Annotated in this window: 12 protein-coding genes; 1 reads left to right on the top strand and 11 read right to left on the bottom strand. The window is 66.3% G+C overall.

Features of this window, described 5'->3' with window-relative positions:
• Positions 1 to 49: 49 nt before the first annotated feature.
• The 9 genes from JWP90_RS11915 to JWP90_RS11875 all read right to left on the bottom strand — a co-directional run bounded on the left by JWP90_RS11915 (position 50) and on the right by JWP90_RS11875 (position 8943).
• Complete coding sequence (locus JWP90_RS11915) at positions 50 to 340, bottom strand: hypothetical protein (RefSeq protein ID WP_297364393.1); 291 nt, start codon at positions 338 to 340, stop codon at positions 50 to 52.
• Positions 333 to 764: a flagellar export chaperone FliS gene (gene fliS / locus JWP90_RS11910; protein ID WP_297364384.1), complete on the bottom strand. Its 432-nt coding sequence runs from the start codon at positions 762 to 764 to the stop codon at positions 333 to 335. Before fliS ends, JWP90_RS11915 begins: the two co-directional genes overlap by 8 nt.
• Positions 761 to 2095 carry a flagellar filament capping protein FliD gene (fliD, locus tag JWP90_RS11905; RefSeq protein WP_297364378.1) on the bottom strand — a complete coding sequence of 445 codons (1335 nt, stop codon included), beginning with the start codon at positions 2093 to 2095 and terminating at the stop codon, positions 761 to 763. Before fliD ends, fliS begins: the two co-directional genes overlap by 4 nt.
• A 107-nt stretch (positions 2096 to 2202) precedes the next feature.
• Positions 2203 to 3363: a flagellin gene (locus JWP90_RS11900; RefSeq protein ID WP_297364377.1), complete on the bottom strand. Its 1161-nt coding sequence runs from the start codon at positions 3361 to 3363 to the stop codon at positions 2203 to 2205.
• A 120-nt stretch (positions 3364 to 3483) separates the two neighbouring features.
• Positions 3484 to 4278, bottom strand: a complete 795-nt coding sequence (locus tag JWP90_RS11895) for a sigma-70 family RNA polymerase sigma factor (protein ID WP_297364374.1) — start codon at positions 4276 to 4278, stop codon at positions 3484 to 3486.
• Positions 4279 to 4720: 442 nt separating this feature from the next.
• Positions 4721 to 6004, bottom strand: coding sequence for a hypothetical protein (locus JWP90_RS11890; RefSeq protein ID WP_297364371.1), 1284 nt, complete (start codon positions 6002 to 6004; stop codon positions 4721 to 4723).
• A 50-nt stretch (positions 6005 to 6054) separates the two neighbouring features.
• The gene (locus JWP90_RS11885) at positions 6055 to 6759 is read right to left on the bottom strand and encodes an HAD hydrolase-like protein (protein ID WP_297364368.1); all 705 of its coding nucleotides are present in this window, start codon (positions 6757 to 6759) and stop codon (positions 6055 to 6057) included.
• 61 nt (positions 6760 to 6820) lie between these two features.
• Entirely contained in the window at positions 6821 to 7516 is a 696-nt protein-coding gene (nucS, locus tag JWP90_RS11880; RefSeq protein WP_297364365.1) for an endonuclease NucS, read from the bottom strand.
• Between the two features lie 191 nt (positions 7517 to 7707).
• The gene (locus JWP90_RS11875; protein WP_297364362.1) at positions 7708 to 8943 is read right to left on the bottom strand and encodes an MFS transporter; all 1236 of its coding nucleotides are present in this window, start codon (positions 8941 to 8943) and stop codon (positions 7708 to 7710) included.
• Between the two features lie 137 nt (positions 8944 to 9080).
• Here JWP90_RS11875 and JWP90_RS11870 point away from each other — a divergent pair, with 137 nt between their 5' ends.
• Positions 9081 to 10166 (top strand): LacI family DNA-binding transcriptional regulator, encoded by a 1086-nt coding sequence (locus tag JWP90_RS11870; protein WP_297364359.1) that lies wholly within the window; start codon positions 9081 to 9083, stop codon positions 10164 to 10166.
• A 2-nt stretch (positions 10167 to 10168) separates the two neighbouring features.
• On the opposite strand, the gene JWP90_RS11865 is transcribed toward JWP90_RS11870, so the two are convergent.
• Both JWP90_RS11865 and JWP90_RS11860 read right to left on the bottom strand, forming a co-directional pair.
• Positions 10169 to 11269: an FUSC family protein gene (locus JWP90_RS11865; protein WP_297364356.1), complete on the bottom strand. Its 1101-nt coding sequence runs from the start codon at positions 11267 to 11269 to the stop codon at positions 10169 to 10171.
• A gap of 184 nt (positions 11270 to 11453) precedes the next feature.
• Positions 11454 to 11702, bottom strand: a 249-nt coding sequence (locus JWP90_RS11860) for a GNAT family N-acetyltransferase (RefSeq protein ID WP_367182722.1), incomplete at its 5' end; no start/stop codon positions are given.

Raw genomic sequence — 11702 nt, 5'->3', positions numbered from 1 at the left:
CGGACCGGTATCCGGTTTGGTTAGAAGCCGATGCTCTCGAGAGGGCGTTTTAACCGACGACGTCGAGGTAAACGGACTGGCCGGTGGCCCCAGCCGGTGGCACCGTGCGAAGGGCGGCGAGGTGCTGGGCGACGCCCTCCTGCTCGCTGGTCAACCGGGCGATGGCACGCTGCTGGGCGCCGAGAACGCGTTGTGCACGTTCGAACAGGTGCGGGGGGATGCTGCCGGCGTCGGCCGGCGGGACCCAGCCGTCGGCCGTGCCGGGATCGAGAGCACGGGCCAGGTCCGCTTCCATCTCATCGAGGATGGTCGGCCACTCTGCGCTTGGCCGGTCAGCCAATGCCGAGCATTCCGGTCGCCGACACATCAGGACGCTGAACCGGCAGATCGTCCGCCGCCTCGTACCAGGCCTGGCGGAGCGGCTCGAGCAGGGCGATGCTTTCGCGGGTATGTGAGCTGTCGCGGTTGATGTTGGCGGCGGTCAGTAGCCCAGAGACATAGGTGTACAGCCCGAGCAGCGCAGGGCCGCCATCCCAGGCATCGACAGTCAACGACGACGACAGCTCGCCGATGATGTCCTGGGCGTGCAGGAGATTCTCCCTGGCCACGGCCCAGTCCTCACGCTCCTGGGCGGCCTCGGCGCGCCCGAGGTCGAGCAGCAACCGGTCGTACAGCATCGTCAGGAGCGTTACGGGTGTGGCAGAGAGGATGGCCTCGCGGTTGTATCTGGCGCGCTGGGCAGTGAAGTCGTTGGTCAGTGTCATTTCGAGGGTCCTGTGCTCAGGGAGGCGAGTTGGGACGTCAGGTATGCAGACTGCGCGTTGAGGGCGCTGAGCCGAACCTCCATGCCCGAGTACATGCGGGTGAGGGTGGCCCGACGGTTCTCCAGCCGGGCATCCCACTCCTCGATCCGCCCGTTGAGGTTCTTCGCCAGCGATTCCTGGCCGGTGATCTTCGCCGTGAGGGTGCCGTCGTACTTGTCTGAAGCCTGGGTGGCCGAGCCTGCCACCCGAGAAGCGATCTGCTGCATCATCGACTCAACCTTCGCCGGATCGTCCGCAAGGGCGGCGCCGAAGACGGTGGCATCGAATTCGAGCACTCCGTGCTTGGTGATGCTGATGCCGATCTCAGAGGGCGAGAAGCCGTCCACGGGCATCGAGGCCGCGGTCAGCAAGGAGCCTTTGGCGCTCCGCACCGAGCTGTCGCCGGTGAAAACGCCGCCGTTGACCGATGTGACGCCATTCGTTGTTGACGTCGTCACGACAGATTTGGTGGAAATGAGGGCGAAGACTTCGTTCAGCGAGCCGACCAGATCCCTGGCGACCTTCGTCGCGGCATTCGCGTCGCGGGCAACGGTGATGCTGACGGGGTTCGTCGAGGCGGCCGTGGCCGTGATGGAGACGCCGGAGAGGATGTTCTCGAACGTGTTGGTCGACGAGGTGAGGATCTGCTCGGCCGCTGTGCCCTGCCAGAGTGTCGCTTCGGCGTCCTGCGCCGCCTTGATGGTGGTCATCGGGACGCTCGTGTCCGAGATGGTGAACGCGCCGGCCGCGCCGGTTTCGGACGCTGAGAACTGCACCCGGTAGAGCGTTTCGCCGGTGGCGACGTCGGTACCTGCGGCGACCTTGGTCGCCGAGACGCCGGCCTTCGCGGCATTCACCGCTGAGACGATGTCGTCGATGGAGGTCGATGCTGCAGCGATGGAAACAGCGCCGCCGTCGGTTCCCGTGATGGTGAGTGTGGTTTCCGGCCATGCGGTGACGGCGTCGGAGACGGTGGTGTGGGCCTGGGCGAGCTTTCCGACGACGATGTCGAGCTGGCCTGCGGTTGCCCCCTTCGCTGCGACGACGGAGATCGTGTCGGAGCTGCTTGTGGCTGTGTACGCGGTGAGGGCATCCGGCTTCGACGCCGCGGTGGCGAGTCCGGCGAGTCCCGCGATTTTCGTGTTCAGTGACTGAAGGGCGGTGATGATGGACTGCGTGCCGGAGACTTTGGATTTGAGGAGAGATTGGGGAATTGCCTCGATCTGCATGATCGAGTTGATGAGAGCAGTGGTGCCGAGGCCGCTCGACAGCCCGTCGAGTGCGAGTCCCATTTTATGTCCCGTCGTTGTAGGTGTGAGAGCCGGTAACGCTCGGCGACGACCGAGGCAGGAGGTCCAGTTCCTGCTCAGCCGTCACCGAGCGTCGTATGGATCCCGGTCTAGCCGAGGAGCTGCAGAACGCCCTGGTTGGACTGGTTCGCCTGCGCGAGCATGGCGGTACCGGCCTGGGACAGGATGTTCGAACGGGTGTAGTTCACCATCTCGCTCGCCATGTCGGTGTCGCGGATGCGCGACTCGGCGGCGGTGAGGTTCTCCTTCGACACGTTGAGCGTGTTGATGGCCGATTCGAACCGGTTCTGAATGGCACCCAGGTCTGCACGGGAGGTCGAGACCCCGGTGATCTGGTTGTCGATCAGCTTGATAGCGGCCTGCGCACCTGACGGAGTTGTGAAGTCCAGGGCACCTGCGGTGCCCGCGGTGCCGGCGGTGCTCAGTCCAGCCGTGGCGGGGGCCGTGGCGGTGACCGTTCCGCCGTCGACCGACTTCACGTTGATTCCGGTCGCAGCGCCTGCTGCGTCGTACTCGACGCTGGCGACGGCCTTGGCGGAGAAGCCCTCGTCTGCGTTCAGCGCATCGGCGAGCTCCTGGACGGACTTGTAGCTCCCGGCAGCCCCGAGCGTCACGTTCACGTCGGTGGTTGTGGTGCCCTCGGTGAAGGTGAACTTGTGTGCGCCGGTTGCCAGTGCGGCGTTGGCATCCGTGGTCGCGAACGTGGTTCCGGTGTTGCCGACGCTGAGCGCGCTGGCAATGGTGGACACGTTGGCGCTGACCAGGCTGACGCCGATCTGGCTGCTGGCGTCGCCGTCTGCTCCGACCTGGAACTTCAGCGATGCCTGGCTGCCGTCGAGCAGCGCGATGCCGTTGAAGTTCGTGGACTGGCCGATGCGGTCCAGCTCGTCGACGAGGGCGCTTGCCTCCGTGGAGATCGCGGCGCGGGACTCGACGTTGTTCGAGTCGTTACCGGCCTGAACCGCCAGGTCGCGGATGCGCTGCAGGATCGAGTGGACCTCGGTCAGGGCGCCTTCAGCGGTCTGGATGACCGAGATGCCGTCCTGGGCGTTGCGGGCGGCAACGTTGAGTCCGCCGATCTGCGAACGCAGACCCTCGGAGATCGCAAGGCCTGCCGCGTCGTCAGCTGCGCGGTTGATCCGCAGGCCGCTGGAAAGCTTCTCGAGCGACTTAGAGAGGTCGTTCTGCGTGTTGGACAAGTTGCGGTACGAGTTGAGCGCCGCAATGTTGGTGTTGATTTGCATACCCATGGTGATGTCTTCCTTGATTGGGATTGAACCGGCCCATCCGTGGTCCGGTGTTCAGACTCAGCTATCGGCAGGATTCCACCTGACGTAAGAATCCAGCTGAGGCAAATTGTGGTGGTGGGGTCAGGCGAGGACGGCAGATGCCCGAGTCGCCCGGGTGATGTGCTCGGAAACGCCGGTCAGGTACGCTATCCGCCGCACAGGGGAGATTCGGGACTGCGGCACGATATCTGCGCCATCCGTATCCGAGTAGTGCGTCGCCATGCCGTCGCGCATCAGGCGGACGGCCTCCGCGCGCTGCTGAGAGACCGCCGAGTGGGTGATTCCGAGCTCGGCGGCGATGTCCTTGACTGCGCGGTCCTTGAAGTAGATCTGCTCGACGATGAACCGCATGCTCGCAGGCAGGGCGGCCACGGCCGCGCGGAGGTAACTGAGACGTTCGGCGACGAGAAGTGACTCCTCTGGAAGAGGGATGTCGGCGGCCAGGTACTCGGTCGTCGGGCCGTCGAGCGTCGTCACCGTGCGCGAGGCGTCCGCAAGGCCGGCACGAACAGACTCACGGTCGACTCCGAGGGCCGAGGCCATCTCGTCGATGCTCGGCTTGCGGCCCAGGGCCGCGGTGAGGGAGTCCTGGACGGCCACTGTCTCCTTGATGCGGCGCCGGGCCCCTCTGGTTGCCCAGTCACTCGACCGCATGTCGTCGGCGAAGGCTCCGAGGATGCGCTTGCGTGCGAACGCGCCGAAGGGAACCCCGAGCTCGGGGTTGAAGGAGTCCGCCGAGGTGATCAGCGCGATGGCGCCGGCCGAGGCGAGATCGTCGCGGGAGAGGTGGCTGGCGGCGGCACAGACCTCTGAGACGAGATAGCCCACGAGGGGCAGGTTATCGACGACGAGTCGATTGCGTTCTTTGCGATTCAAGGCTGGACCCCGGTCATCATTCCACGTCGAGCATGGTTGCGGTTACGATGTCCGTTCAACGCCTTCGGGTCGTCGTTCAACGTACGTTTTGAACTATAACGAACCCGTTTCAGTGGTTTGGTGGAGCGGCGTTTCGATTCGAGCCGGTCCGTCGAACGGGGGACAGGCGCGAATTCCCGGGCGTGTCGCGATTGCCCACAGAGCCCGCTAGAACGGCCTGAAGGCCGGAAACCCGTGGTCTCGCCGGGCGGGGGGCATGGCGCGGAAGCTGCGCTGCGACGTGCCCCGTTCGGGGCGCACAAACGCCGACACGCAGAAATCGAGCGTGGGCGACACCCCGAATTGGGGGTGAAAATTACCGGGAAAGCGCCATATTTTGAGAACTTCTCAGCTACAAGTGGAACTACGCTCCGCGGTTGGCGACGGATTCTTGCGTGCGCGCTCAGCGTTTGTGCGGCGCCGTGCGCGGCCCCGTGTCGAAGCGGGCGAGCGCGTCGGCATCCTGCGCCAGCCTCGAGACACGGCGTGCGATGTCAAGGGCGTCCACCGGGTCATCCGCCGCCTCTGCGAGGGTGAGCTGGCGCTCGGCTTCCGCCAGCCGTGTGCGGGCATCCGGCCCGACCCGCGAGCGGTTCTCTGTGATGAACGTCGAGGCGACGTCGAGGTGGCTTCGAGCCGAGAAGAGCGCTCCGCGGAGGGCTTCCCGAGCCGAGTCGATGCGCTGTTTGCGGCTTCGTGCGCTCGACAGGGCGGTATCGAGGTGGAACTCAGCCTCGCGGAGCAGGTCGAGCCGGGCAAGCGGGTCAGGCGGCGTCGAGCGGTCGCCTGCGCGGGTGAGAGCCCCGGCCGCGACAGCGATCCCGGTCGAGATCTCGGCGACGGCTTCGGGGATGTCGGTGGCGTCGCGCCGGACCCATGCGTCCTCCACGGAGCTCCGGACACGGGCGATGGATGCAGCAAGTTCGGCGCTCGCCGAGTCGAGCCTCGCGGCGGTGCGAGTCACACCGTCAAGCGCTTGTCGCGCGGTGAGGACGTGCTGTGAGACGTCGTCCAGATGCTTCGACGACGTCTCCCGTGCGGACACTCGGAGTTCCGCCTGTTCCAGCGCGGCTTCTGCCTGCGCGAGGGCGGCGCGGGCGCGCGCCGGCGCATCCCTCACCGGAGCGAACGTCGACGGAGCGTAACGGGAGGCCAGCAGCTCGAGCGCCGACTCGATCTCAGGCAGCCGGGCCTCGATCGCGGTCATCGCCTCGCGCAATTCGCCGAGCCGGTCGGGCGCGTTGCGGTCAAGCGCGCGGCGCGCGTTGAGCCCTTCGGTGTGTTCACCGATACGACGGTCGATGTCAGCGCACAGCTCGAGGATCCTCTCACTCCAGCGTCGCCGCTGCGACTCGCTGTCTGGGCTGACGTCACCGAGTTGCTGGTGCAGCCGGAACGCCTCACGCAACTGTTCGCGCGCGGACGCGAGGGTGCCTGCGAAGTCCTTGGCGACGGCATCCCCGAATTGGGCAGCTGCGAAGGCCACCTCGTCCTCGGCGGAATGCACGAGATCGTCTGTGCGCACGAGGATGACACCCGCCTGCTGCTGGAGAGCCGCAAGAGCGTCCTGTCGAGCGCTGCCGAGTCGGCGGCGTCTGGCTGCTGCGAGGCGCATGGTCACGGCCACGGCGAAGCCTGCTGTGCCGAAAACGATCAGGGACGGCACCCACCACAGTCCGTCAGTCATGACGCGAGCCTATGCGGTGGCGGCGAGAAGACGCTGAGAGTTGCCGGGTCTCAGCCCAGTAGCAGCTTGGCGAGCTGGTCGGTCGAGTGAACGACAGCCATCGCGTGGGCGGCTTCAGTCGGCGAGCCGTAACCCCACTCGACCATGATGGTCGGGATGCCGTGGACGGCTGCGCCCTCCACGTCGTGGTGACGGTCTCCGACGAGCACGACGTGGCTGGTGTCGACCCCCTCTGCGGCGAGCCGTACGAGTGCCTCGGCCACGACATCCGCTTTCGCGCTCCGCGTCTCGTCTTCTGACGCCCCGCAGATGATCGTGAAGTACTCGGTGAGCCCGAAGTGCCCGAGCACGGCGTGGACCTGCGATTCCGGCTTGCTGCTCGCGATCGCCGTCGGGATGCCGCTCGCCGCGACCTGCTTGATCAGTCCGGCCATGCCGGGGTAGACGGCCGAGCCGCTCCACGGGCCGTCCTCGTCGGAGATGCCGCGGTAGACCATCAGCGCCTCAAGCGCTTCGGCCGGCGTCATACCGGCGCGCAACTCGAGGGATTCGAGCATCGGCGGTCCGACCCAGTGCAACAGTTCCTCATCTGAAGGGACCGGCATGCCGAGCGCGGCGAACATCTTGGCCAGCCGTGCGACGATACCGGGTGCCGAGTCCGTGATGGTTCCATCCAGGTCGAACAGGATGGTCGACCAGGTGCGGTTGACGGCTAGAGAGCCCGTTCCGGTGAGTTCGGTAGATGAAATAGACATGAGGACTCCATAGTAGGCAGTTTCGCTGCCGAAACGACTTCCCCCGTGAACGGGAGATACATCAGAACAGTCGGCCGTCAGCGTTGTCAAGGCCTCGCATTGAGTCGTAATCCAGCACCAGACAGCGGATGCCGCGGTCCTCAGCGAGCGTGCGGGCCTGGGGTTTGATCTCCTGGGCGGCGAATACACCCCGGACTGGGGCAAGGTGAGGATCGCGGTTCATCAGCTCGAGGTAACGCGTGAGCTGCTCGACACCGTCGATGTCGCCGCGTCGTTTCAGCTCGACGGCGATCGACGCGCCTGACGAGTCCCGCGCGAGGATGTCCACCGGGCCGATGGCTGTCATGTACTCGCGCCTGACCAGCGTGTGCCCGTCTCCGAGCAGGTCGATCTGCTCGGCGAGGAGTTTCTGCAGGTGGGCCTCGACACCATCCTTCTGCAGGCCGGGATCGACGCCGAACTCGTGGGCGGTGTCGGAGAACACCTCGTACACCGACACGATCAACTGGTCGCCGGTTTTCGCGTGGGTGACTTTCCAGAGTTGCGTGATGCCGGCATCCGCCTGGTCCTCATCCGGTTCGGCGACGCTCAGGGTGCACGGCGGGCTCATCCAGTTGAGCGGCTTGTAGCTGCCTCCGTCGGAGTGCACGAGAAGGCTGCCGTCGCTCTTGAGCATGAGCAGTCGCGTCGCGAGGGGAAGGTGCGCCGAGAGCCGACCGGCATAGTCCACCGAACACTTCGCAATCACCAAACGCACTCGACGAGTGTAGCCCGGGATGAGAGAAGGCTTGGCACGCGGCTCGACGGGCGCGGATTCGGTTCCGGGTTTGCGGCGGACGCACGGATGCCTGGCCGCGCGTCGCGGTTTCATCCGTCCGAGATGTCGGGTCTTCGGTGCGAAAGCCGGCATTCAGGACGGACGACATGCGGGTGGGTGTGCCGCGTCGCTCAATCCGCGAGAGTGGAAAGCTTCGCTTTCCGCTCTCGCGCAGCAGGGGACGCCAACCCGGAGAAGACCACGAGAACGAGCACGACGAACAGTGCATTGAGCAAGCCGATGGCGTCGCCGAGCAGCCCGATGAGCGGCGGCCCGACGAGGAACGCCAGGTAGCCGATCATGGCGACGGCGCTCACCCGAGCGGGCGCATTCTTGCCCTCAGCTGCCGCCGACATGCCGAGCGGGAAGCCGAGTGCGCTGCCGAGCCCCCAGAGCACGGTGCCGACGACCACGATCAACAGGCTCGGGGCGAGGATGAAGATGACCAGGCCGACGATCGCCGACACGGCAGACACCTGAAGAACACGCACCCGGCCGAACCGGTCGATGAGCGGACCTCCCGCCACCCGACCAACGGTCATGGCGGAGACGAACACTCCGAACACGATAGCGCCGGTCGGCTCGGACTCGCCGTGGCCCTCGACGGTTGCCAGCGCAAGCCAGTCGTTTGCGCTGCCCTCGGCGAACGCCATGCCGAGCATGATCACGCCGATGAGGATGAGGCGCAGATCCGCCCACACCGACAGGTTGGTGCGCAGGCGGGTCTTCCAGTCCTGTTTGTGCGAATGCGTCGGGGTGTCGTCGCCGAGTTCCTCGCGCACCGGCACGAAGCGCACGGCGGTCACGACGGCGACGGCGATGAGCGCGGCCATCCCGCCTGCGTGCCAGACGATCCCGATCTTCAGGGCGGATGCCGCGGCACCGATCCCAGCGCCGATCACCGTTCCGAGGCTGAAGCACGCATGCATCAGCGGAAGGACGGTCTTGCCCAGTTCGGTTTCGGCGGCTGCGCCCTCGACGTTCATCATCACGTCGACGCTGCCGTTGCCGAAACCGAACAGCGCCAGTCCGACAAAGACAAGCACGGGCGAGAAGACGACGCCGGCGCCGACTCCGATGAGGACGAGGCCGATGGTCACGAAGCCGAGCGACAGCACCATGCCGGCCCGCGCACCGAGCCGCACCATGAGCCACGCCGATGCCATCAGACCAAGGATCGACCCGGCGCTCATGCCCAGAATCAGGATGCCGATGGACCCGGTCGAGACGTCGAGGTTCGCTTTGATCTCAGGCAGTCGTGCCGCCCAGGTGGCGATGCTCAGGCCGGAGAGGGTGAAGATGACGAAGATCGCGTTGCGCCACGCGACGAGTTCGCGACGGGGGCGGAGGGCGGATTCAGTGGGCACGGCAGAGGACGCCCTATCAATTCGAGGGGTGGCGGAACAGTGAAGAAAAAAGGTCGAATCGATTCGAGCCGGTCTGATCTAAGCTAGCCGAGACGACCGCAGCGGTCAAGAACCGCCCGTAACCACCGAGGGAACGCATGAAGCGCCAGAGCATGGCCCCCGCCGGGAACCGGCCGGAAACCCGCCCGACGCTTGCCGCGGTCGCTGCTCGTGCCGGGGTTTCCGCCTCGACGGCGTCGCTCGCCTTCAGCGGCCGCGGCCCGGTGTCCGACGACACCCGTGCCAAGGTGCTCGCCGCGGCCGCCGAACTCGGTTACGGCGGCCCCGATCCCCTGGCTCAGTCGCTCCGGAGGGGGCGAAGCGGCATCATCGGGGCGCTGATCCCGGCACGGATCGGGGTGTCCTTCCGGGACCCGGTGCTCATCCAAACCCTCGACGGGCTGGCAGAGGAGATCAGCGCCATCGGAGCCGGGCTCCTACTCCTCCCGGACCAGGACCCCGACAGTGGCTACGTGAACGTGACGGATGCGCCTGTCGACGCCGTCGTGCTCGTCGGCTGCAGCGCCGACGCCCTCAGCGCACTTGACGCACTGCAACGCCGCAGCATCCCCATCGTCCAGATCGAGGGGCCCGTCGACGCCGGCGTGCACACCATCAGCGTGGACAATCGCGGTGGTGTCCGGCTGCTCGCGGAGCACCTCCGCGCGTTCGGACACACCCGCGTGGCGCTGGTCACCCTCGCTCTCGACCGTGCACGCACAGCGGGGCCGCTCACCGCCGAACGTGAAGCGGGCGCGACGGTGACCGCTGCCCTCGATCGGATCGCCGGCGCCCGTGACGTCTACCCTGGCGTGGGCGGCTGGGTGGCCGGCGCAAGCAGGAGCGATGCCGGCCGTGAGGCGGCGCTCGCGCTGCTCACCGTGCCGCCGGCCGGCCGGCCCACGGCGATTCTCGCTCAGAGCGATCTTCTCGCCGCCGGGGTGCTCGCCGCCGCCGAGGAACTCGGGCTCCGCGTGCCGGAGGATCTCAGTGTCGTGGGTTTCGACGGCATCCGTGTCGACGGTCTCGAACGTTCGCTGACAACCGTTTGGCAGCCATCGCAGGACAAGGGCGCAGCAGCTGGGCGTGCCATCGTCGAGATGCTTGCCGGGCGTTCGCCCGAGCCGGTCAGCTTCGACGTGCGCTTTCAGCCCGGCGACACGAGCGGGCCCGCGCCCGCCTGATCTCACGCATCGGCCGTCGTCGACGGGGCCTGCAGAATCGCGAGGATGCGGCGCAGGTCCATGGCGACGGTCGCCGCCGGACTGAGCGAGGACGGGTCGAGGTCGCGCTGCTCGGCCAGCCGTTCGAGCAGGATCCGAAGCGACTCCTCGGCGGTGTCGACCCCCTCCCCGATGTCATCTTCGGCGTTGCTCATGCGCAACACGTCTGCCACCGCGTGGATGGTGTCGCTCAGCGGCTCACGGAGAACCTGCGGAAGCTCAGCGTGGAAGGTGCTGCCCCAAATGGCAGCGGCCAGCACCTCGGTGAGATCGCGTACATGAAAAGTCACGGTTTCGAGGCTGGAGAGGTCCTCGTAGTCCTGTTCGAGGTCGCGGTGGTGAAACTTAGCCCTCGGGTTGAGTTTGCGGCTCTCGTCGGCTTCGGTCACGGCCTCACGCACCCGGTCCACGGTCTCGATGAGGGTACCGCTGCGACTGGCCCAGTCTTCGTGCTTCGGCGGCCAGCTCTCCACGAGCGCATTGCCGATGTCGTGCAGATGGGAGGACAACTGCGACCGGAATTCGCCGAGCCTGAGGGCGGCTCCGCTGAAATTCAGCGGAGGCAGGATGGCAACGTTGACGATCAGGCCAACGGCGATCCCAACGCTCATTTGCACGAGATAGCCGATTGAATACTCGTCGGCGTTCTGCCCGCCGATGATGAGGACGAAGAGCGCCGCGGTCGGCACGTATTCGGCTCCGGTGCCCAGCCGTCGGCTGCCGGCGATGAGCATGCCCACACCCACGACAACCGAGATCGTGAGAACGCTCGGCGCAGAGAGCAGGATGACGCCGGTCGCAAGCAGGATGCCGATGGCGAGGGAGGCCAGCGTCTGGGCGCCGCGCTTCAGAGAACTCATCAATGTCGGCGACATGCTGATCAGCGCGCCCAGCGGGGCGTAGTACGGATATTCTTCTGCCGCTCCGGGGATCAGTCCGGCGAGAAGCCAGGCGAAGCCCACGGCGATCGACGTTTTGATGGCGAGCAGGAGCCGGGGGTGAGCGAGCCAGGATTTGAGGCGCGTTCCGGCGTCGATTACCGCCGTGTGTGGAGCTGTACCCATGGGTTCATCATCACAAACGGCTGCTGTGAAGGCTACGTGGGTCGTCCTTCCCTGCCGAAACGCTCCTCGCCACCAGGGCGAAAGACAGTCGTGTCGTCGATCCTGGCGGCGTCTCCGGGAACAGAGGGCTTCGTCGTGGTCACCCGGGGGTCCTGGTCGTTACGAGGATGCGAAGTGCCGCGCCCTAACCCCCGAGAACGCAGGGTGCGGAACCGAAACGGCCGAAGGCGCAACCCCCGGCCGCATAGCCCTGACGAGCCACGTCTGGGTGGAAGACCCAGCCGATCTCGAGGGCCGAGTACTCGGCGTTGTCGACGGTGAAGTACATCTGGCCGATGACGCGGCCGTCGCTCCGTCGTTCGACGGCGAGTTGCAGGTAATCGCCGTTCGCCTCGAGCCGGGTGCGTTGCGACTCCTGGGCGATCTTCGCCGC

The organism is Mycetocola sp. (assembly GCF_025464835.1).
Lineage (GTDB): Bacteria > Actinomycetota > Actinomycetes > Actinomycetales > Microbacteriaceae > Mycetocola_A.
This window is presented reverse-complemented; position numbering and strand designations above follow the sequence as displayed.